At 52.0% G+C, this 23,718-nt stretch carries 15 protein-coding genes; all 15 read right to left on the bottom strand.

Going from position 1 to position 23,718, the window contains the following annotated elements; translation table 11 throughout:
• Window position 1 precedes the first annotated feature (1 nt).
• Window positions 2-607, bottom strand: coding sequence for a cytochrome o ubiquinol oxidase subunit III (gene cyoC, locus M2298_RS22380; RefSeq protein ID WP_173599401.1), 606 nt, complete (start codon window positions 605-607; stop codon window positions 2-4).
• Window positions 607-2,568 (bottom strand): cbb3-type cytochrome c oxidase subunit I, encoded by a 1,962-nt coding sequence (locus M2298_RS22375; protein ID WP_173599402.1) that lies wholly within the window; start codon window positions 2,566-2,568, stop codon window positions 607-609. Before M2298_RS22375 ends, cyoC begins: the two co-directional genes overlap by 1 nt.
• Window positions 2,569-2,592: 24 nt before the next feature.
• Window positions 2,593-3,498, bottom strand: coding sequence for a ubiquinol oxidase subunit II (gene cyoA / locus M2298_RS22370; RefSeq protein WP_122963729.1), 906 nt, complete (start codon window positions 3,496-3,498; stop codon window positions 2,593-2,595).
• Between the two features lie 194 nt (window positions 3,499-3,692).
• On the bottom strand, window positions 3,693-5,150 hold the full coding sequence (locus tag M2298_RS22365) for an aminotransferase class I/II-fold pyridoxal phosphate-dependent enzyme (protein WP_173599403.1): 1,458 nt from the start codon (window positions 5,148-5,150) through the stop codon (window positions 3,693-3,695).
• Window positions 5,151-5,406: 256 nt separating this feature from the next.
• Window positions 5,407-5,880, bottom strand: coding sequence for a DUF5680 domain-containing protein (locus tag M2298_RS22360; protein ID WP_280649113.1), 474 nt, complete (start codon window positions 5,878-5,880; stop codon window positions 5,407-5,409).
• A gap of 196 nt (window positions 5,881-6,076) precedes the next feature.
• Window positions 6,077-7,396: an argininosuccinate lyase gene (gene argH, locus M2298_RS22355; RefSeq protein ID WP_280649112.1), complete on the bottom strand. Its 1,320-nt coding sequence runs from the start codon at window positions 7,394-7,396 to the stop codon at window positions 6,077-6,079.
• A gap of 50 nt (window positions 7,397-7,446) precedes the next feature.
• The gene (locus tag M2298_RS22350; RefSeq protein ID WP_063229510.1) at window positions 7,447-9,003 is read right to left on the bottom strand and encodes an APC family permease; all 1,557 of its coding nucleotides are present in this window, start codon (window positions 9,001-9,003) and stop codon (window positions 7,447-7,449) included.
• A 257-nt stretch (window positions 9,004-9,260) separates the two neighbouring features.
• On the bottom strand, window positions 9,261-10,556 hold the full coding sequence (locus M2298_RS22345; protein ID WP_122963725.1) for a hypothetical protein: 1,296 nt from the start codon (window positions 10,554-10,556) through the stop codon (window positions 9,261-9,263).
• A 68-nt stretch (window positions 10,557-10,624) separates the two neighbouring features.
• Window positions 10,625-12,331 carry a HAMP domain-containing methyl-accepting chemotaxis protein gene (locus M2298_RS22340; protein ID WP_173599406.1) on the bottom strand — a complete coding sequence of 569 codons (1,707 nt, stop codon included), beginning with the start codon at window positions 12,329-12,331 and terminating at the stop codon, window positions 10,625-10,627.
• A 179-nt stretch (window positions 12,332-12,510) separates the two neighbouring features.
• Window positions 12,511-16,014, bottom strand: a complete 3,504-nt coding sequence (locus M2298_RS22335; RefSeq protein WP_280649111.1) for an immunoglobulin-like domain-containing protein — start codon at window positions 16,012-16,014, stop codon at window positions 12,511-12,513.
• 44 nt (window positions 16,015-16,058) lie between these two features.
• The gene (locus M2298_RS22330) at window positions 16,059-18,923 is read right to left on the bottom strand and encodes an immunoglobulin-like domain-containing protein (protein WP_280649110.1); all 2,865 of its coding nucleotides are present in this window, start codon (window positions 18,921-18,923) and stop codon (window positions 16,059-16,061) included.
• A gap of 540 nt (window positions 18,924-19,463) precedes the next feature.
• Complete coding sequence (locus M2298_RS22325) at window positions 19,464-20,555, bottom strand: GerAB/ArcD/ProY family transporter (RefSeq protein WP_122963721.1); 1,092 nt, start codon at window positions 20,553-20,555, stop codon at window positions 19,464-19,466.
• A gap of 43 nt (window positions 20,556-20,598) precedes the next feature.
• Window positions 20,599-20,832 carry a hypothetical protein gene (locus M2298_RS22320; protein WP_122963720.1) on the bottom strand — a complete coding sequence of 78 codons (234 nt, stop codon included), beginning with the start codon at window positions 20,830-20,832 and terminating at the stop codon, window positions 20,599-20,601.
• A 69-nt stretch (window positions 20,833-20,901) separates the two neighbouring features.
• Complete coding sequence (locus M2298_RS22315; protein ID WP_122963719.1) at window positions 20,902-22,107, bottom strand: Ger(x)C family spore germination protein; 1,206 nt, start codon at window positions 22,105-22,107, stop codon at window positions 20,902-20,904.
• Between the two features lie 24 nt (window positions 22,108-22,131).
• On the bottom strand, window positions 22,132-23,667 hold the full coding sequence (locus M2298_RS22310) for a spore germination protein (protein ID WP_122963718.1): 1,536 nt from the start codon (window positions 23,665-23,667) through the stop codon (window positions 22,132-22,134).
• Window positions 23,668-23,718: the final 51 nt, after the last annotated feature.

Raw genomic sequence — 23,718 nt, 5'->3', positions numbered from 1 at the left:
TTTACTTCACCCCCAGCAAATACACGATGGTGAAGACGAAAATCCAGACGATATCGAGAAAATGCCAGAACAGGCTGACGATGTTGACTTTGCGCTTGGTCACGGGCGTGATGCCGTGCTTGGCGATTTGGATGATCAAAATAATCATCCAGCCCAGGCCGAGAGCAACGTGCAAGCCGTGCGTCCCGACCAATGTGTAAAAGGCCGTCAGAAAAGCGCTCGTGCTGATCGTTGCGCCTTCGTGCACCATGTGCATAAACTCGTTGACCTCCAGGAACAAAAACGACGCTCCCAGAAAAATCGTCACCCACAGCCAGTTCATCAGAGCAAGTCGATTGCCCTTGTGCATCGCCAAAAGGGCAAGGCCGCTCGTAAAGCTGCTCGTCAACAAAATAAACGTACTGGCGTAAATGCCGTTCATCTGAAAAATGTCTTTCGGCCCTGGCCCGCCGTCCGTGTTGCCTTGCAGGACGATGTAAGTCGCAAACAAGGTCGCAAACAAAATGACGTCCGTCATGAGGTAAATCCAAAAAGCAAAGGTGCGCATTTCCTCCTGATCAGGATGTTCATGGCCGTGATGCTCGGCGTTGCTATGCGTCTGAGCCATTACTTGCTCCCCCTCCTTGCCGCAGCCTCAACCCGCTGCACTTCCTCCACCGGGACGTAATAGTCCGGCTTGTAGTTGAACGAATGGACGATCATGCAAGCGAGCACTCCCACAAATCCCGGTACCGCCAGCCAAAGCCAGTCAAATACCAGCCCGAATCCGCTGAAAAACCAAAACATCGACATGATGATCGGGATACCGGAATTTTTCGGCATGTGAATCGGTTCCAGCTCGACTGCCGGAGCACTCCAGCCTCTCTGCTTCTTCTCCCACCAGTCGTCCTGATGAGTCACCTGTGGCAAAGTAGCGAAGTTGTAAAACGGAGCGGGAGACGGAATCGACCATTCCAGCGTCCGCGCATTCCACGGATCTTGGGTTCCTTCCCGATCCATTTTTTTCAGGCTGTGCGCAATATCCCAAACTTGCACGATGAAGGCTGCGCCCATCAGGACGGCCCCGATCGTGGAAACGAGATTCATTTCAAACCAGCCTTTGTCCCAACCGTACGTGTACACCCGACGAGTCATCCCCATCAGCCCGAGCGCGTATTGCGGCATGAAGCACAGGTAAAAACCGATATTCCACAGCCAGAAAGCCAGTCGGCCGAGACGTTCGTTCAGCTTGAAGCCAAACAGCTTCGGCCACCAGTAGTACAATCCGGCGAAAAATCCGAATACGACTCCGGCGATAATGACCTGATGGAAGTGGGCTATCAGGAAATAGCTGTTGTGATACTGGAAATCGGCAGGCGCGACAGACAAGAGCACCCCGGTCATCCCGCCGATGACGAAGTTCGGAATAATCCCGATCATCCACAGCATCGGTGTTTCAAAAGTGACTTTTCCGCGGAACATCGTAAACAGCCAGTTGAACACCTTCACACCTGTCGGAATGGCAATCACCATCGTGGACAGGGCAAAGAACGCGTTGACATCTGCCCCGGAGCCCATCGTAAAAAAGTGATGCGCCCAGGTGAGGAACGACACGACGCTAATAATCATCATGGCGAACACCATGGATTTATACCCGAACAGCTTTTTCTTCGAGAACGTGGCGGCGATCTCGGAGAAGATGCCGAATGCAGGCAGCACGAGAATGTATACTTCCGGGTGGCCCCACATCCAGATCAGGTTGATGTACATCATCGGGTTGCCGCCGCCATCCAGCGTGAAAATATGTCCGCCCAAATAGCGGTCGATGAACAGAAGCGCCAAAGTCACGGTCAAGATCGGAAAAGCAAACACGATGGCGATACAGCTCGACAGCACCGACCACGAGAACATCGGCATTTTCATCAACGTCATGCCGGGCGTGCGCATTTTCAAGATCGTGACGATGAAGTTGATCCCTGTCATCAAGCTGCCGATCCCGGAAATCTGGATGCCCCAAATGTAGAAGTCTTGCCCGTAGCCAGGGTTGAATGTTTTATCCGAGTACGGCGGATAGGCCAGCCACCCGGCATCCGGCGAGCCGCCGATGACAAACGACAAGTTGAACAGCATCGCTCCCGAGAAAAACAGCCAGAAGCTGAGCGAGTTCAGAAACGGAAAGGCTACGTCACGCGCCCCCAGTTGCAGCGGTACGATCACATTGAACAGCCCGAACATAAGCGGCATCGCCATAAACAAAATCATGATGACGCCATGCGTGGTAAAAATCTGGTTGTAGTGCTCGGCGGGCAAAAATTGCAGCTCTGGCATGGCGAGCTGCGCGCGCATCAGCAGCGCGTCGACCCCGCCGCGAAACAGCATGAGCACGGAAGCCAAAATGTACATGATGCCAATCCGTTTGTGGTCGACAGTCGTCAGCCATTCGCGCCAGAGCCAGCCCCATTTTTTATAGTAAGTCAGCACAGAAACGATCGCGATCAGCGTCAAAGCGATACTGACATCCGCACCGTAGATGAGCGGATCGCCTGTCACAAAAAACTCCGAAGCAAATTCTTTCACTTTATCCCACACGTCTTCCTCTCTCCTTCCTTCTGGCTATTCCTCGATGCGCACTTCCTTGCGTGCCTTCACGGACAAACCGTGGTTGTGCGAAGCAGCGTATTTCGTCACTGTCATCTCAAACAATCCTTCAGGGAAAGAGGAGAAATAGCGGACATCCGAGGTACCTTGCTCTGCCAGCTTTTTATAGCCATCCAGAGTCAATGCTGCCGATGTTCCTTTCACTTCGCTCACCCATTGATCAAAAGCTTCCTGCGATGTCGCCTTGGCCGTGAAGTACATGTCCGCGAAGCCCTTCCCCGTGTAGTTGGCGCCGGAACCCATGTACTCGCCCTGCTCGTCCGCTTGCAGGTGCAAAACCATCGCCATTCCCGACATCGCATAAATCTGTCCGCCAAGCTGGGGAATCCAGAAGGAGTTCATCGGGGCATCCGAGGTAATCTCGAAGCGAATCGGCACATCTTCCGGGAACTGCACGTAGTTCACTGTCGCAATCCCCTGCTCGGGATATTGGAACAACCACTTCCAATCCAGATTCGTCACCTGAATCGTGATCGGTTCGACTTTTGACTCCAGCGGTTTGGACGGTTCGAGCGAATACGTATAGCGAACCGTAATAATAGCGATCAACGTAATGATGACAACAGGAATCCCCCACCAGGTCGTCTCCAGCGCCGTGCTGTGCTCCCACTCCGGGGTGTACTTCGCCTTTCTTCCTTTCCTGTCACGGTATCGCCACACAATGACAAAAGTCAGAATCAAAACCGGAACAATCACGATCAAGCATAAAAGCGTAGACAAAATCATCAGGTCCTTTTGCTGTTCACCGATCGGCCCCTTCGGATTGAGCACGAGATATTTATCTGCGCACCCGGTCGTCATGAACAGCAGCAGGAACATGTACAAAACGGACAGACAGCGTGCTGTCTTGGACGTTTTCATGTCCTCATCTCCTATCACCATGCTCGGTACTGGTTGAAACAAGTCCTACTGTAAGGGCGATCCAATCGAGTGTCACCAGCCAATGAGCAAGTCCTTGAACCAGCCATGTTCAAGATTTGGTTGCATTTACGACAAGGTTTGGTCACAGAAAAAGACAGCCCGTAGCAAAGGCTGCCTTTTTTTGCAGATCACATTTACTTGAGTACACGTACAGTCAAAAACGCTGGGTCTTCCGAGCCTTGGACAGGCAGACCTGCCTCCCGGTTTCTTTGCGCGTAAGCCACATTTTCCTTGGAAATGACTTCACCCGGAATAAAAATCGGGATTCCTGGCGGGTACACCATGACAAACTCGGCGATAACTCTCCCCTCCGCTTCTGCGACGGGCACGATTTCGGTCGGCGCGTAAAAAGCGTCACGCGGCGTGACAGCAAGCTGCGGAATTTGTGGCAGAGGCATGTGCTCCTCTGCCAGCGCCTTCGCCTGCTCTCGAAAATGCAGCGACAATTCTTCCAGCGCATACACGAGAATTTGCAAATCCGCTTTGCTGTCGCTCGGTGTGACAATACAAAGGATGTTGTGCAAATCGGACAGCTCCACTTCAATATGGAAGCGCTCCCTCAGCCATTTTTCCACCTCATGCCCGGTCAGCCCCAGCCCTTTTACGGAAATGACCAGCTTCGTCGGATCGTAGGCGACCACCCCGTTTTGTCCAATGATCTCGCTACCCATGCAAGTCAAATACTCGATCCGATTGATTTCCTGACGCGCCTGATTGGCAAGCCGGATTGCCTGATCCAACAGCGTTTTGCCTGCGGTCACCAGCCGTTTGCGCGCTACATCGAGCGAGGCGAGCAGCAAATAAGACGTGGACGTCGTGGAAAGCATGCTGGAAATCGCCTGTACGCGCGATAGCGAAATCCGGTTTCCCTGGATATTCAGCACCGAGCTTTGCGTCATGGAGCCGCCAAGCTTGTGCATGCTGCTCGCCGCCATATCTGCGCCTGCCTGCATCGCGGACAGCGGCAATTTCGGGTGAAAATGCACATGCGAGCCATGAGCTTCATCGACCAGTACAGGCACTCCTCGCGCGTGCGCTACCTTCACAATTTTTTTCAGGTCGCCTGCCGTACCAAAATAGGTCGGGTGAATAACCAAAACAGCCTTGGCGTCCGGGTGCTGCTCCAAAGCTTCTTCGACGGATTTTGGGGTGATGCCATGCGCGATCCCGTAGACCAGGTCCATTTCCGGATGCAGAAAAATCGGATGCGCCCCCGAGAAAATAATTCCGCTCATGATCGACTTGTGCACATTGCGCGGCACAATGATTTTTTCGCCCGGATGGCAAACCGACATGATCATCGTCATAATCGCTGTACTGGTTCCTTGCACGGAAAAAATCGTGTGCTCGGCGCCAAAAGCCTCGGCAGCCAAGTCCTGGGCCTCTTGAATAATCCCGGCAGGCTGGTGCAGATCATCCAGCGGCCGGATGTTGATCAAGTCGATAGACAAGGCATTTTTGCCGATGAACCAGCGAAATTCCGGGTCCATTCCTTTGCCTTTTTTATGGCCGGGTATATGAAATTGAATCGGATTTTTTCGGGCGTGCTTGACCAGTCCAGTAAACAACGGTGTTTGGTCTTGATTTGACATGGCTCCTCCTTCGCTTGTCCAGCCTTTTCTCAAGTGTCAGCCTGTAGTGTGGCAAGCTGATTATAGGACAAGCCGCTGTCTTTCTTCTGATCCAATCACGCTGTTTCTTACCCATCCAATTTGTCTCCATGCCAAAAAGCCGTCCAACGCAAAGAGCCACCTGTGTTCTGGTGGCTTTTTGCCGCTTTTATGCCAAAATCGGTTCACGGGGCGGATCGGTTTTGGTTGCCCGCGCGAGATTGGTCATCATGCAGCCCTACTTTTTCAACAACCCGCCATGATAGAGCAATTCATAGACAATCTCATCCTGGCGGTAAATAAATTCCTTCCCCTGAAAAAGAGTCACATTCCCCTCATTCGTATCGACGTAGCGCAAATCGTCCTGCGTATGCTCGAACGCCCCCAAAAAGCGGCCCTCCGCGTACATCTTCGACAAGCTCGCCTTAATGATCAGTCCCGCAGCATGCGCGTCGATTCGCTCCGGCTTGGTAATGTAGCCAAAATAATTCATCGCCCACACCGGACTTTTTTGGAAGTACACGACCTCTTGCCCGATAAAATCGCTCTCGCCCAAATAGCTGTCGTGATAGGCCCAATCCCCGCTTGCATATTGAATGTCCTTGGACCCCAGCCGATACGGCAACAGGCGCTTGGCTCCTCCAACGTATGTGTGCTGCTTGGCTTGCACGACAAACGCTTCCAGGTCGGCAACAGAAAAAAGCTCACGCATTCCCCAACACCTCTTTTTCGGTTCGTTTCCTCTTACATTTCAAGAAACGCGAGCAATTTCCTGTAAAAATTTTCTTTCAATTCCAAAAAAACAAGCCACCGCATCGGATGGCTTGCTGCTCTTCCTGCCCCTGAAAATTTTGCCCGGTTGGAGATTGCCCGGTTCGCAGGGAGGGGAAAAGCGCTTCGGCGTTCTGCTAACGCAGCAGTCCCACTTTGATCCCTTTGTTCAGGATGTTCTCATAATCGATAAACGCGTACAGATCGTCTCCGATGTACGGGCTGATCTGCTGCAATTCTTCCAGCGTCAGCTCCTCGATCGCCTTCTGGTGGTCCTCGCAGTAAATCACGATCGCCCCGACGATGCTGTGGGCGTCGCGGAAGGCAACCCCTTTGCTGACCAAGTAGTCGGCAACCTCCGTCGCGTTGAGAAAGCCCGCTTTTACTGCCTTTTTCATCTGCTCGTGATTGACCTTCATCGTCGCAATCATGTTGGACATGATCGCCAGGCACGAGAGAACGGTATCCAAAGCGTTGAAAAACGCCTCCTTGTCTTCCTGCATGTCCTTATTGTAGGCCAGCGGCAGCCCTTTCATCGTCGTCAATAGCGAGGTCAACGAGCCATACACGCGTCCCGTCTTCCCTCTGATCAGCTCGGCGGCGTCCGGGTTTTTCTTTTGCGGCATGATGCTGCTTCCCGTCGAGTACGCGTCATCGATTTGCACGAAGCGGAACTCTTGGCTGCTCCACAAAATCAGCTCCTCGCTCAGACGGCTGAGGTGCATCATCAGGATGGAAAAGCCGGACATCAACTCCAGCAAATAGTCGCGATCGCTCACCCCGTCGAGGAAATTGTCGACTGGCTTTGCGAAGCCGAGCGCTTTTGCCGTCATCTCCCTGTCGATCAGATGCGTGGTGCCTGCGAGAGCGCCGCAGCCGAGCGGGCTTTCGTTCATGATTTCGATTGCGTTGGCGATTCGCAGTTTGTCGCGGCGCAGCATCTGGTAGTACGCCATCAGATGGTGCTGGAACGTCACGACCTGGGCGCGCTGCAAGTGGGTATAGCCCGGCATGATCACGTTGTTTTCGCGCGCCTTCGCTTCCAGGCTGGCTTGCAGCTCCTCGATGCTTTGCATGACCTCGTGCGCCTTGTTTTTCGCATAAAGCCGAATGTCTACCGCCACCTGGTCATTTCTGCTTCGCGCCGTGTGCAGCTTTTTCGCTGTGGCGCCAATCCGCTCGGTCAGCTTCGCTTCGACAAAGCTGTGAATATCCTCGTAATTGCCGCCGATCTCCAATGTGCCCGCTTCGATCTCTTCCAAAATGGCAAGCAGCCCTTTGACGATCTCCTCGCCTTCTTGCCGGGTGAGCAGCCCGCTATGCGCCAGCATGTTGACGTGGGCCACGCTTCCTTTGATGTCCTCTGCGTACAGTCGCTGATCGACATGCAGCGAGCTGTTGAAGTCTTCCATCAGCTTGTTTTCTTCTTTTCTAAAACGGCCACCCCAAAGCTTCATAGCTACGTTCTCCTTTACGATCGATAAAAATGTTTGCCGCTCGCTTGCGCCTACTCCTCGGCAAGCTCTGCGACGTTTCCTTTTTTGCGCATGTACCAGACACCGTTGTACACCGCAAAGTAGTAAAAGATGAAGCCTGTCACTGCGGCGACGATCGACATGAACGGCTCAGGCAGGATGCCGATTCCGCCAAAGTTGCCGAGGTAGGACAGCCCGATGAGCACGAGGATGTAGGCGATCAAATACAGTCCGCCGATGATTTCCTCCGCCTTGTACTTGCGGATGAAATGAACGATCAAGTAGCAAGCCAATCCAATCAGCAAGCCCGTAATCCCCAGCTGCACCTTGCTCCATTTCGTCCAGTAAATGAGCAGAGTGGCAAATACGAACGCCAAAGGCGCAATGACACTCATGCCCGGAAGACCTTTGTCTTTGGTCAAACCAACCTTGCGAAACACCATGACGGTTACGCACGCAGAGGCGTACTTGTAAATGCCGATCGCGCCGACGATCGCGACAATTGCCGTCCAGCTTTTCAGCGGGAACAAAAACAACAAGCCGATGACAAAGTTAAAAGCGAGCGCGCGAGTCGGTACGCCAAAGCGCTTGTTGATCACCCCGAAATAACCGGGCAAAAAGCCGCTTTTCGCCATCCCGAATACATGTCTGGAAGTTCCTGCTGTGTAAGCGAGCGCAGAGCCTGTCGGAGACACCATCGCGTCTGCTGTAATGATCCAGGAGAGCCAGACCATGTTGGCAATCATCGCGAGATTGGCAAAAGGAGAATCAAACTTGATGCCGCTCCAGCCGTTCGCAATCATCTCCGGCGGCACAGCCCCGATGAAGACGACTTGCAGCAGCACGTACATGATCGCCGCCAAGACGAGCGACGCGATCAAAGCCAGCGGAATGTTTTTGCGCGGATTGACCACTTCGCCGCTCATCATGATGACGTTTCCAAATCCGGTGTAAGCAAAGAAAATTCCGCTTGTGAGCACCGCGCTCAGACCCGCACTGTAGCCATTCGGCGCAAAGCCCTGGCTTGTGAAGTTTTCCGGGTGAAAGCCTGTCATGAAAAAGGCGATAATCGTCAGCACCGGCACAACAAATTTGATGACGGTAATAATCGTGTTCGTCACAGCAAACAGCTTCACGCCGAAATAATTGAATACAACGAAAAAGACCATGAGTACCGTAGCAGCCAAAATCCCTGTCGTCGTCAACTGTTCGTTGCCCACGTCGTAAAGTCCGGGCCAAAACTGATTCGCGTACTGAATCACGCCAGCCGATTCTACCGGAGCGGTAGCGCAATAGCCAAGCCAGATCGAGTAGCTGGTCACAGTCGCCAGCATGCTTCCGTGCGAGTACAGCGGATAGCGTCCAAGTCCCCCGGACTCGGGTCTGACCCGCCCAAGCTCTGCGTATACGAGAGCGATAAACGTAATAACAATGGCACCGATTAACCAAGAAATAATAGCGGCAGGACCTGCCAGCTTCGCTGTTGCCCAAGGGCCGAACAGCCAGCTGGAACCGATGATTCCCCCGAGAGAAAGTGCCGTAAGAGACCAAAAGCCCATTTTCTTTTTCAGGTATTGTTCTTGATCCATGAATTTCCCTCTCTCTTCACGTCGTCGTTGTGCTCATAGCTTGCCCGCAAAAAATGGATACTCCTTTCTCTTCGGCCTGTTGATCCGCAAAGCTGTCTTCCCTCGCCAGACTGGATATGTTCAAATGAGTGCGATTGTCCAGCGGCTTTTATTTAAGGGTAATAAAAGGGTAATTACCTAAAATGCATTATATTTGAATCATTCTCATTTTTCAACGCATTTTCGCCAAAAAAAATAACCATTCAACCTGCGAATGGTTATTTCAAACGATATCTTTTGCTTGGCCTGCCCCGGGCGGAAGAAGCTTCTTCCCCGACGCATTCCGCCAAATCTGCCTCGCACAGACTGACCATGAAGCGGCGCGCATTGCGCTCGTCCCAATAAAGATGCGTCGCCAAGTCCTTGATCGTAAAGTCGTTCCAGTTCATTCTTTTCATCAACGCCGTGACTTTGTAGTAGTTTTTCGCACTGAGCTTGACTTCCTTCAGCTTCTCGATCAGTTGCTTGTCGTCGCTTCGAAAGGAAAAGCTCAGCTCTTCTTCGTCGCCCGCCGACTGGACAATCGTGCCGTCCTCGCGGATGATCACAATTCCGTGCTCGGCCCGGTCTTTGGATAACTGGAGGGCGCGCTCGGCGTTTATTTCCGCTGTATGCACGGTGACACCGTAGCCGATCCCGACACTTGCGGCATGCTCAACCTCTTTCGCCAGTTGCTGGAGCGTCTCCTGAAGCTCCCTGATTTCCCGCTCGATTGCCCCGCGCGAGCTGATAATCACGTAGCGGCCGTTGCCTTTTTCCAGCAAAGAACCGTCCAGCTTTTCACAGTACCGCAGCAGCGTCTCTTTTACCTTCATCTCGAAGTATTGCAGATGATAGGAGCTTTTCGCCTTCTCGCTGATTTTGGCGAATTGCTCGATTTCCACCAGTTGTACGCCAATCTGTGTGTCCTTGTAGTAAAACGTTCGGATTTTTTCCGCGAGGATGCGCAGAGCCTGACGAATTTCCATATCTGTACTTTCGATCCGATAAGCGGGCACTCCGGCTTCGGTCAACGCAAAATAGACGGCTTCAAAGCACGTCAAAGCCCCTTTCGTTTTCCCGGCCCGGTACAAGTCCAGATGAAAGTCGATCAGCTCTTGCGTACTCGAATGAACGTCAAAGGTCTTCACATACATGTCCTGCGGCGCAATCTCGATCTGTTCCAGCGCCTGCTCCAGGTGGGATGTCGTAATCTCGTCGATGCTCACCTTGCTCAAAAATTCGTGCTGATAGTACCCCATATGCAAAAGACTTTTGTAAATGCCTGATTCCGTATGCTGGATGTAGACCAGCTTTTCGTCCGTGCTTAACGTATTTTTCGCCACCATGTACGAGATTTGGCCAGAGAACAGCCAGGCGTCGACTTGCTGGTCGTATTCGCGGACGATTGTTTTCGTTTCCTGAAAGTCGCTGTATGAATAGCCGATAAATTTCATCGTCTGCTCGTATTCGTTCCCGAGCTGGATAATTCGTTCAACAGATGTATGAGGACCGACAACCCCAACTGTATACATGATTCCCTCCTGTTCCAGAAGACTCCTTATCTACCATTCTATCTGTTCCGGGAGGGAATTGACAGTCGCTACAGCTTGAATACGCGCACGGATGATTGCAGCTCTTCCGCCATCTGGGAGAGAGCGGCGGCAGAGGAGGCGATTTCTTCCATCGATGCCAGCTGTTCTTCGGCCGCAGCCGTAATATTTTGCGTGCCAAGCGCCACTGACTGCGCTACATTCGTAATTTGTGAAATCGTTTGGACGACCTGCTCGGTGCCCGCTGACATATGACCGGAAGCTGCGGAGACTTCCGCGATCCGGGCTGCCACTTCCGTCACGGACTGCTGTATTTCTCCGAAGGTTTGCCCGGCCATCTGAACGACGTTCATTCCTTCCCGCACTTCCTTCGTGCCTGTGTCCATCGTCGCCACAGCCTTCGCCGTCTCTGCCTGAATCGTCTGGATCAGGCAGGCAATCTGTTCGGCAGAAGCGGATGATTGCTCCGCCAGTTTGCGGACTTCCGCCGCGACGACAGCGAAGCCGCGCCCGCCTTCTCCGGCCCGGGATGCTTCAATCGCCGCGTTCAACGCCAGCAAATTGGTCCGCTCCGCAATGCTCGTAATCGCTTCTGTAATATGGCCGATTTCCGATGAGCGCTCGCCCAATCCTCTGACGACTTGCGCCAGCTCGGTCATGGTGGAGTGAATAGCGTCCATTTGCCGCGTGGTCGTATGGACAGCCTGATTGCCTGCCGAAGCCATGTTGGAAGCTTGATTGGAAATGACGGCTACTGCGTTTGCCTTGGTCGCAATCTGCTCGGAGTCGCCGGACATCTCCTCCACGACCCGGAAGCTTGCTTCCACACTTTGCACCTGCTGATCCGAGCCATTCGCCACTTCTTGAATGGAAATCGCAATATGTTCGGTCGCTTGGCTCGTCTGCTCTGCACTGGCTGTCAATTGCTCCGCGGAAGCCGCCACTTGCTGGGCGGTCACGTTCACCTGGGAAACGATTTCGCGCAGCTTTGCCAGCATGTTGTTGAAGTCACGGGTCAGCTCTGCGATTTCGTCCGTGCTTTTTACCGGGAGAGCTTCCATGCGCAAATCGCCTTCTGCAACAGCGTTTACTTGCTGGGCCAGCCTGTTCAGGCGAGAGCGGATACTGCGAGTAATCGCAGCAGCCCATACCACCGCTACCGTGACGGAGACGGCTATCAGCAGCAATGTGACTTTTCTTCCCTCGTCATAGATCGCTGCCGCTTGTTCGCTCTCATTGTTTGCCCCGTCATGATTGATTTTGATCAGGGCATCGAGGTCATTTTTCATGGCCTGAAACAGGGCAGACACTTCGCCAATTACGTCCTTTATGTCGGCGCTGTTGTTCTGTCTGGATGCGTCCATCAGCTTGTCGTGCAGTTGTTCATACGACTCCCATTTGCTCTTGAAGGAACTGAAAATTTTCTGGTCCTCGACGTCGTCCTCCTCCAGGGTGCTTTCGTAAGACGCTATATCCTCCCTGACTTCCTGCAAGGTCAGCGCAAGCTCCTTTTCCAGCGGCTCTTTCTGTTCCTTGCTTTGATAAAAGACATGCGAGAATACGAGCGCATGGACATGCTCGGTCAAGTAGTTCAGATGGTTGATGTCTTCTACGGCCGGCAACCAGCTCGTATTGATTTCCACCGCCTTCTCGTTCAAATTTTTCATTTGATAGATGCCAAGCCACCCAATCGCCGCCATCAGCAACAACGTCACTGCGAATGCTGTGTACAGCTTTTTTCCGACTGTGAGTTTCATACGATTCTTCTCCTACTCTTAACGATTCCTGTTTGTACTATGTACCCTTTACAAAATACGTTAAAACTCATTGAAAGCATAAAATGTCGATTAATCAGATCAACAAATAAATGATTGGATCTGTGCCATAGAAAAAGGAGCCCGGTTGGTTGAATGCCAACGGACTCCACAATTGTCGGTTACGCCCTCTGCTTGACGGTAACCGGGTATGTTATGCTTTTGTCGCCATTTTCGATCGTAATGGTGATCACCGTTCCATCTGGAGCATCCGGACTGACTTCCAGCAAGCCATTTTCGCTGATTTTTGCATATTCCGTATCATCCAACGAATACTTTGTGCCCATGCTCGATTTGGTGATGTCGCTGCTGCTCCGATCCGTATACTTCCCTTTGACCTTCAATTGCAGCGTCTCTCCCGCATAGACAACAGCTTTTGCCGGAGACACGGCGATGCTGTCCAGAAAATACACACTGACCGTCATTTTCACCGTGCTTTGCCCGTTTTGGATGGTGATCGTCGCTTTCGAACCACTCTCCGCCTCCGGCAACACCGTGATCAGACCTTCCTCATCCACCTCAATCAACTCAGGCTTGTTTGAAGAATAAGTCGTGCCGTCTTCGGAAGCAGTCAAATCCACTTTTCGGCCGCTCGTCAAAGCTCCTGTCACCTGCACTTGATACGTCGCTCCCTGCTCAAGTTTCACTGTACGTTGAGCCACAGCGAGAGAGCGCAGCTTTGTTTCCGCCAGCATGTACGTCCCTGGCGCGCTGGTCAGAAAAAGCACCTGCTCCCCATCATGCTTGACGTATCCTTCGCCTTTGCCTGTTGCACCAGCCTTCCAGTTTTTTCGAGCGGCATCATACGTATAAGGAGTGAACTTTTTCGAGGAATAGGCGTACGGTATTCCGATCAATGCCTCTCCTTTGGCAAAGCTCTTGATTTCTTTTTCCCCGGCAAAAACCCGGAAATCGTATGCATCGCTTGTCTTGGAAAACGTAGCAGGGATCGTTGCCTCGTCGTTTTCTTCGACCACCACCGCTATCGCCTCATCGTTGTAGCGGGCAAAAAAGGCTGGCGGCAGCTTCACGCTTGCTCCCGATTGCGCCATAACGGTAACGGCAAACTGTTGATTTGCCAAAGTCTCGACCAACTCTTCCGACAGCAGCACAGTCGGTTCTTGGGATACGGAAGCAGCACGGCTGGAACGCAGCTGATCGCCATTGTCCTCTACATCTGCCGCTTCTTCGTCCACCACTTGAATGAGCAAGTGCCGTTCGAGATCAAACAGGTCGGACTTGCTGCCAAGCTCCTGGCTCCAGTCCTGCACCAGAGCAGCAACCTCGTTCAACTGTTCGCTCGTATCCGCTACTTCTGTATGCTGGGCTACCTGGAGGATGCTTTTGTGTTTGAGCAGCTTGTCCATAGCTTCACGGAAAGGCTGAGCCACTTCTTCCCTGACCTGATCATCTTCCAGCTCGACGATCACGTCCCGAATCACCGTGCCTACGAGCTTTGCCCCTGCTGCAAACACTTCCGAATCATCCAGTTTGCTTTGAGCAAGACCTTCGTTCACTCCCTTTTCTAAAAAGAGGGACAGCGCTTCTCTCAATTGCTTGTCGGAAACTACTCCTTCTTTCCATTTGGCAACGAGCGGAGACAAAACTTCTGTTGAAGTGCTTGCTACGAGTTGAAGCTTCTCGGTATCGCCGAGCTTGCTGCTCATAACTTTATCTGCCAAGTGCGCGAGCGATTTATCCACCTGCTCGGCAATTCTTTTTGCGTCAACTGATTCCTTGATTACCTCTTTCGCCTGTTCATTCAAATGGTTCTGCGATTCCGGAATTGTTTCGGAATGTCCTGGATAGGTCGGTGGGTTCGGCGTCACAGGCGGAGCGCTATCCCTTGTCACACTCAACTGGTATGTCTTGGTCGAGCCGTTCCGCGCCGTCACGATAAACGTAATATCGTTTTGGCCTGGATTCAGGCTCACCTCTTTGCTTATATCGTTCACTTCAGCCGCCCCGTTAATGGTCAAGCTTGCCGTCTGATCCAAAGTTGCCGCCCGAAACCGCAAGCTGCTCACTTCGTTGGGCACTCGCAGCGTGTATTGCGCCACACTTGGCTGAAAAGCAGGTGTCATCGTACCTTCTTGCAGCCATAGACCTTTCAGTTCGTGAGAGACGACAGATACGGTCCGCGTCACGGGCAAAGCTTCAATTCCGTTGTCGTCCTGAACGTTATACACCAGATCGTAGTCTCCCAGTTCACTCGTAACCACCTGACCAGTCACTTGCACCTTGTTCGTAATGTCGTTGTTGTTTGCGTCTCTCGCTGAGTAGCCTGGTTCTTGAAAGCTTTGACCGAACGGCACATACATTGTGTTGCCGCCAACCAGCGAAATAATCGGCTTCGTGATTTGTTCCACGGAAAACTCCGCTTTCGCTCCAGCCGTCAACGAAGCAGGAAGGCCGTTGGTTGTTCCATCGTCTAGTAAGCTGTATTGAAAAGACGCTGTCCCTTGGAAGGTAGGGTCCAATGAAAATTCTACCTCTTGGTCGACAAGTCTGACCGTCCCGCCTACTGCTTGATCAACATCTGCCACTGTCAATGTTTGTCCGTGCTCATTGGCTGGCCCTGCCTGATCATTTGCCGTCAACAGCGAAAACGGAATCATCACTTCAGGCGTTCCTTTTGCCACCGTCGCGAGCTGATCGTTCTGGGCGGTCGGTGCATCGTTCACTTCCTGCACCGTAATGACCGCCGCCGCCGCTCCGCTTAGCCCTGCACCATTGGCATCTTTGGCTGCTTTGACCTTGAAGCCGAACAGATCGCCAGCTGGCGTATTCGCATCCGCATCAGGCACGAATTTCAGCCCTGTAGCACCATCTGCTTTTTGCAAAAAGTTGCCATTCGTTAACTCAGTCACTCCATCGTTCAAGTAAAGCTTGCCGCCCTGAATTTCGCTGACCTGAAAATGGGTCACGCTGCTGGCGTCCGCCGGGTCAGGAGTAATCACCAGTCCACTTGAAGTTGCGGTATCTTCCAGGGTAGTAGCTGGGGTCACTTGCGGTTGTTTGGCTGCATATTCGAGCACGAGACGCGGGTAATTGCCGTCTATGATTTCATTTGATCCAAATCCGAAAGCACCTGTCTGTGTATTGCTCAAAAGCGCAAATGTCACGTTCTGGCTTTGCGCCTCTAGCTGGAGGCGAAGAAAATTGGTTACGTCAAATTCCAGCCAATCGCCTTCTTGCAGATTTTGCCCAAATGAATCAATGACCGGATCATTGGGATTCAGGGGAAAATCGTCGTCCCATGCTCCGTAGGTGGAGCCGTACAGAGTGAAGCTCGGAACCGTTTGAGCGTCCCCGTTCACATTGGTCACGTACAATTTGAGCTTGGCCTTGATAAATGACGTATCAAGCTGAGTCAATGGGAATTGCACGGCTGCTTTTTGCATGCCAAAATTTTCGTCTAATCCTACATAGTTGGAGCTGTCCTCAAAATAGCTCCCATCTTCGACTTCCCCGCCGGAGTACCAATAACCATCCACTGTAGAATTGATTTCTTCCAGTGGTCCCTGAGCGTGGGATTGCGCTGCAAATCCAAACAGGCTCTGTATGGCAAGCAATCCGATTGCTGCTGTCTTGATCATTTTGGCTTTTTTGTGTGTTAGGCTCATGTTTTCCTCACCTTTTGTACGTCTTGTCATCAATAGCTGTCTGTTTACGGATTATGCCGCCCAATGTTCTGGTAATAACCGGCAGGATAGATGTCCCATTCCCCTTCGAGGCTGAAGCTTTGCGAGCCTGTATAGATTCCCGACTTGCGAACAATCGTGCCCGTTTGCGCCAGGATCGGGGAGCGGTTATTCGGATCGGGATTCCCCAAAACATCCACGATTTGACCATCTTTTTTCAGCACGAAAGCCGTGACATATCCTTGGTAACTCATATGAACTTCTTCGTTGTAATAAGTAGCTGGAGTGATATCAAAGAAGTCATAGAAAATCGGGTCGATAATAATATAGGCCATTTTCGGAAACAGCGGCATGATTGGCTTTGTCTCCACTGCTTTTGTCTGCGTACTGGTCATGTACCTGTGAATTTCCAGCTCGTACCCTGTGACCTTTTGACCGTTGTTGTCTCCCTGGAAAAACAGCTGTAGCGCATTGCGGCCATCTGTTCCGTATACATAATCCGAGAAGAACAGTTGCGGCTGTCCTTGCTGCTGAATATCTACCTTGATTAGCGCAACCTGGTCGCTTTGATTGGCAACCCACAGCCCACTTCCAGGCACGCTTGCAGGGATCAGCTGGAGCTTGGTGCCCATCACGGTGCCGCCTGTGCCATTATTGAGGATTTGCAGGGAGTTGGCCGGAGCGCCCGGAAAATATGTGTTCAAGTCCAGTTGCACGATCATGACCCCTGATTTGGTCCTGATCGTGACCTGCCCGCCTGCGACGAACTCATAGGCGTGAGCTGTAAAAGTAACGTCTTGTGTGCCGCCCTTGCCGTCATTGGCCGTGACCGTAATCGTGACCACTCCTTTGCCGACCGGAGCAAGACTGAGCATGTTGCCGCTAATGGTCGGCTGCACGATATTTTGCGCCGTTGCCGTTGCCTGGTACTGCAAGGCGTCGTTATCCGGGTCAGCAAAAATAGTAGACAGATCGATCTGCGGATAAGGCTGGCTTCCTGGCAGCAGCGTCTGGTTGCTGATCGTGCCTACTGCCGTCGGCGGCTGGTTGTTACTTTGCGCCGCTTGCTTGAGCACGGTAAGTACAAACGGTTTGGTGTCCGAGCGGCTTCCGTTCGTGATGGTCGCCGTCAATGTGACGGTAGCGTCTTGCTCGATAGCTTGCGGACGCGTAACCGTGCCGTCCTGCGCAATCACAGCCGGGTTGTCCGAACTCCATGAAATCAGCGAGCCATTTGCCCCTGTCGTCGCCAAGACTACATTTTGCGTAACATGATCCGCGTCATCCCCGCTGGCATAACCGATGGTCAGCGCCTGGCGATCGGTTTCAAGCGGGTCTTCTGTCACGGTTACGGAGACAACCGTAGCAGTTGTTCCCCCTCTTCCGTCATCCGCCACGATGGAAAAGCTGTCCGTTCCTGTAAAAGCATTTTGTGGCGTATACGTCCATGCTCCGCTCGGCAGAACGACCACAGCCCCGTGTGCAGGAGTTGTGGAGCCGAGCAAATACGTGATGGTGTCGCCATCCAGATCGGTCGCAGCAACAGTTCCGCTTGCTAACGTATTTTTGAACGTTTGCGCCGTATAGCTGCTGTTGATAACAGGCGGGTTATTCGCCGCGGGAACGTTCGTAACCGTCTGGGTTGACGTGTAAGTTGCCGACACCCCGCTTCTCGTTCCTGTGCTGGCGATAGGTGTCACTTCAAACGTCACATGCTTCCCTACATCATCCTGCTGCAACACATACGTTTTTTTGTTCGCGCCGGAAATTTGCACCTTATCGGAACCGTCTGACAGTGAACCGCGGTACCATTTGAACAAGGACAAGCGCTCCGGGTTGTTTTCCGCATCGGTGTACACATAGCTGCCCGTCAATGTCTCGCCTGCTTGGAACGTACCGGAAATCGTTACTTGGCTGGCAACAGGCGCCTGGTTTGCAGGCGGTGTAGGTGGAGTCGGCGGTGTTGGCATAGCGGGTTCGTTCGCGTACGCCACTGTCGGTATGTTGACTTCGCTTTTCACATTTACCGAGCTGTCGGCCAGCACGAGCTTGTCTATCGTGCCCGATCCTTCCACACTGGCGCTTGCATTCGCTTCAATTACTTCGATTTTGCTCTCTTTGGTGGTTTCGATCCGCGTTCCTTCAGCGTCTTTGTCTACAACCACCTTTGACACAACAGAGTCGACTACCACCCAGGAAGGAGATGTAATTTGCAGCGTACTGTTAGTAGCTGCTTTGCCTTCGATCACGACAGGGAACTGAGTGGACTGGGCAGATACCTCTACCTCTGGCAGCTCAACCTCATCTTCGAGAACAAGCCGTGCGCCATTCTCATCGGTGATCACCAGTCGGTCGGCTGAGACATTATTTACATGCAAACTGTTGGAAGCAACGTCCTTCACCTTGATCTCCCCTGAGACGTGAACGTTGTCCAAAGTGACAGAACCGCCGTTGTCGATGACGAGATCGCCGTCCAGCTTCGTGTTTTTCAGTAAAACAGTAGTCTCCTTGCCTTTTATCTCGATTGTTCCACTCGTTTTATATACTCCCGATTCCGGGCCAAATTCTCCATCTTTGGAAATCGCCGCCGGAACTTGCTGCTTGCTGACGACATCGATTTGATAAGTCTCCGTCTTCCCAGCGATCGTTGCCGTAATTTCCGCAGTTCCCGCCTTCTTCGCCCACACTTTTCCTAGCGAAGTAACAGAAGCAACTCGCGGATTTTCACTTGCCCAGGTAACTTTATCATAAGCGACAATCGCACCTTCGCTGTCTTTCGCTACTGCCAGCAATTTCGCTTCCCGATCATTGCTGTCGCGCAACTGCAATTCAGAATTTCCCCAAGTGTTCAAAATCTCGATCGATTCTACCTCGGAATCTTTCGGCGCCAAAACAATAGAACGCTCTGTCGGTTCTGAATCTTCATAGCCGATGCGGATCGTTATTTCTTGCTCTGTGTCGGTTGATTGAAAAGGTTTAAAGGGAATAAAAAAGGTTCGCGTAGATTCTTCCCATTTTGCTGGGAGGGGGGATAAGGAGTGTGTCTCAGAATCTTGCGTGTAAGAGAGGGTAAACTGTCTGGTCTTAGGATTTCTTTCTGGGATCGAATAAAATGGAACGGTGATAAGGCCATTAGTCACTTTTATTTCGGAGAAGTTAACATTTTCCGCTGTAGAAGAAGTGGTTGTTTCGCTTTCAAAAGCGAATGAGGGTGAAACGGGACAAGAAAAGGAATAAACAAGCAGGCATAACAGGATCATTCGCATGACCCAATGATTCAGTCTCATCGTGGTTCCCCATTTCATGTTCGGCGTATTTGTCTAGCTGATCATGGTTTCCTTCGAATAAAGAGCAAAGCGCTGTCTTCCACCCCTCCTTTTCTCAAAAAATAGTATAAACGATGAGCTAGGTCTTTGGCATCATTTTTCCTTTCATTTCCCCAACCTTTTCCGCAGTCCGCCCACCACGAGCAGCAGCACAGGCAAAAACAAGCCGTACGTCAATGAGTACGGCATCCAAATCTCCGAAACAAAGTTGTCAAAATACGGCCGATTGGGCATCGTGGCAAGCGCGACGATGACCATGATCATCGCCAGAGGCAGCGTCAGCCTGCGATAGTCGGTCAATCGCAGCGTCTGGGCAATCCCGCAAGCCGTGGCATAATAGCAAACCGTTATTTTGATAAACAGCGTGATGAACCAAATGACAGCCATCAAAACCTCGATGCGTTCAAAAAAGTTGCCGACGCTAATTTTTTGCGCCAGCGTGTAGCTTGGATAGGCAAGCAGTACGGTAATGTTGGGACCGAGCACCAGCACCGCGACGGTTGTAATGATTGTCAGGAAAAAATTAGCAATCAAAATGCCCATAATATACGCCTTCGCTGCATGCCGCGGCTGTTTCACAAGCGGAAACAGAAAGATCAGGACGACCGATTCCAGCAAATAGCCCATATAGCGGAAGTTGCCGCCAAAAACGGGCGCCATCCCATGGGCAAGGACAGGCTTGAGGTTATCGACCTTGATTTGCGGGGCGATGAACGCAATCAGCGTGAAAAACAGCAGCAGAAAATACGGAAACAACAGCTCGGAGACACGCGCAAGCGGCTCCATCCCGCAGCGGGTTCCCATGACAATAATCGCCGCAAACAGAACGAGAATGATTTCGATCGGCGTCTCCTGCATGATCTGTGTGGTGACAAAATCGCCGATTTCCATCAGCATCAGTGACGCATCGATAAAAAAATAGGAAAGGAACAAAAAAGCGACCGCTTTTCCTGCCCACTTGCCCAAGATGTCTTCGCTGTATTGAAGTATCGTCCGATTCGGATGCCGCAAGCTCAATGCCGCATACAAACTGGTCAAAAGAAAGCCCTCTCCCCAACCGATCAAAGCCGAAATCCACGCGTCCTGCCGGGCGGATGTGGCGGTGAGCGAGGGAACGTACAAGACTGCATCGCCAATGACGAACAGGGTTACCAAAATAAAAAACTGCCTCGCACTGATCAGACTGTTGCCAAGCACCCTTGTTTCCCTCCCTTCTCTTGCGCACCGCTTATGTTCACCGTTACTCCACCATGCTTAAAATCAAGTCGCTGAACGGCCGATAGACGAATGTAATCCAGTCCAGCGGGTTCGGAATGTTTGCCTCCACCGCTTCGGCAATGCAAAGCCCTGTCCCGAGCAGCAGCAAGCAGCCAAAAACAAAAAGCTCCTTTTTCAAGCCGTTCCTTTTCAGAAAAGGAGCTTCGATCGCTACGATCACCAGACTAATCAGCAAAATCAACAGGATCATCCACATCGGAACAAGTCGCACCTACTTCTTGCCAGGAATATCCTTACCTTTTCCACAACAGGAAATAGTTATGCTCTAATCCTTTTTGATAAAGGGGATAAAAGAATTGCCGACTTTGCCCGTTCGCCGAAGCTTCACATCTACGTTGATTTTCACCTTCAGGTCGGCAAAAGCCTCGTTCCAGTTGTGCTTGACCTTTTCCCAGCCCTTTGGATCGTTCTGGTAAATGACTTGCCCAAATCCGAACGCATCGGAGTGAAATTGCTTCTGCGCTTTTGTAATCACATTCTGGATTTTTTCCTTGATTCGCTTTTCTACCTCTCGCTCCAATTTGTAGATCGTTTGCGACTTTGCCAGGTCAATCGCGCACGCTACTTCTCCTACATTTCCTTCCGCTTCGATTTTCACCTCGACTTGCGGTTTGCCGTTTACGACACGGCCATCAAGCGTCGATTTGCTGTGAATGATTTCAATGATGAGCTTGCTGTTTTTGTCGCACGGTATGGCTTCAACTGTGCTGTCCAGCCTGTCTGTAATATAGCTGAAGCCGATGCTTTCCTTTTCATTAAACCATCCTTGCAGCTTGTCTTCTTTGAAAACGCCGATATCCTCATACTTGAGCAGGGTAGAGACGCTTTCCTGCTGCGGGTTGTTTCCGTTGCTTCCTGTCTGAACCTTGCCTTTTACAGTAACCCCTACCAACACTGGCTCCGACCCTTCGCTCAGCAGCTGTGTAATAAATTCGTCCAGTTGGATCGAGATCACGGAGCCCCATGCTTTTTCGCCTGTTTCCAGGCTTTTGTACAGCTTGGTGGCAGGGATTTTCTCCAGCGGATCAAGCATGCTCAAAATGTGCAGGGCCGAAGTATCTTTCGCCAAAATGACGTAAAAATCCGGGCGAACTTCGTGATCGCGAAACAACAGGTCGAGCACCTCTTTTGTCCCTTCCCTCGCTACCTGCTCCCCCAACACCAATACTTGAATATGCGAAAAGTACAGCCGGCGCGGAGTCATGGTCGTCAAGCGGCGTATCCCCTCAAAAATGTCCGCAGATCGCATGCTGTACGTGGCTACTGCCGACTGAGTGCCTCCTGCCCCGTCCTTGGAGGCGGCAACTCCACCCGGATTGACGATTTGCGTAGACAACAAATACTCTCCGTCCACCTTGTCGATGCCCACCGCCATGACAATCGCCAAGTCGTTCAATTCCCTGCGGTTCCAACACCCTGTAGTCAACAGCAGCAGAACAGCGGCCAGAACGAACACCGCCTTTCGTTTCATGCTATTCCCACCTCGGCAATCAATTTAATGAACAGACTCTCTCGGAGGATTGGGCTTGTTGTCATGCTCTCTGATACTGTTTTTCGGCCGTAAAAAGTAGGGACGCGTGTGCATCATCCAGATCGGCAGGCGCAGCAGCGTATCTCTCTGGTCGGCCAAATTCAACGGAGCGAGCGGCGACATGTACGGAACCCCGAACGAGCGCAAGGTGCACAAATGCAGGCAAAGCGCGATCAAACCGACAAATACGCCAATCAGGCCAAAGCTGGCAGCAAGTGCAATCAAGCCGAAACGCAGCATGCGAATCGGAATGGACATGGAAAACGACGGAAACACAAAGCTCGTAATCGCCGTGATGGAGACGACGATGACGGTCGCAGGAGATACGAGTCCGGCCTGTACCGCCGCTTCGCCCAAAACGAGCGCCCCGACGATTGAGATGGCAGAACCTACGGCACGCGGCATGCGCACTCCGGCCTCGCGCAGCAGTTCAAAAGTCAGCTCCATCAGCATCGCCTCGACAGCAGCCGGAAACGGTACACCCTCCCGCTGGGCCGCAATACTCATCAGCAAGTTCGTCTGGAGCATTTCCTGGTGAAACGTCGTAATCGCTACGTAGATGGAAGGACCGAGCAGCGCGATAAAAAAGGAAAGCAGCCGCAACATGCGAAGCAGGCCAAAATCCGAACGCTGATAGTAATCCTCCGGCGACTGAAAAAACTGGACGAAAATCGCCGGAACCAGCAGTACAATCGGCGTTCCGTCTACCAGGATCGCGACCCGTCCCTCCAGCAGCCCCGCTGCTACCGAGTCCGGCCGTTCGGTATTGTAAATCGTCGGAAACGGCGTAAAGGCCGCGTCCTGGATCAGCTCTTCTATGTTTCCGCTCTCCAAAATGCCATCGATATCGATCCTGTTTAACCGCCGCTGCACTTCCGCAATGACGTTTTCGTCCGCAACCCCCTTTATGTACATCACGCTCACTTTGGTCTGGGTCATTTTCCCGATCTGTTTCGTTTCCAGCCACAGATGACGGTTGTTGATCCTTCTTCGCACCAGCGCGGTGTTCGTCCGCAAACTTTCCGAGAAAGCCTCCCGGGAACCACGCACTACGGTCTGTACAGAAGTCTCCTGGACACCGCGATCCTCCCACTGCTTCGTATTGACGATAAAGCCCTGCGTACACCCCTCCACGAGCAGAACCGTATCTCCGGTCAATACAGCATTGAAAAGCTCGTCCAAATCATCCAGCAGCTCCACTCCACCCATCGTCAGCATGAAATCCTTGATCAACGACAGCGGCTCGTCTGCCAAAGCGTCGTCGGATGGAATTTCCCTTTTGTGCGCATGAACCATGAGCGACTCCATGAAGTTGCTGATCAGGCTTTTATCGACTAATCCTTCTGTGTACAGAATGCCTACCTCGATTTGCCCAATCGCTTCCATCCGTACAGTTCTGGTCACGAGGTCGGTGCTGTTCCCCAGCTCCCTTTTCACCACTTCCATGTTCTCTTCCAGCGAGCTGCTGAACGACACTTGTTGCTTGGCGTTATGACTCATTCTCCAATCACTCTTTTTCCAAATCAGGATAGCTTTACTATCCCTCAGCGA

The sequence above is a fragment of the Brevibacillus sp. 1238 genome, assembly GCF_029892995.1.
In the GTDB taxonomy this organism is placed as follows: Bacteria; Bacillota; Bacilli; order Brevibacillales; family Brevibacillaceae; genus Brevibacillus; species Brevibacillus parabrevis.
Note: the sequence above shows the minus strand (reverse complement) of the source record. Positions and strands in the feature narration are given on the sequence as shown.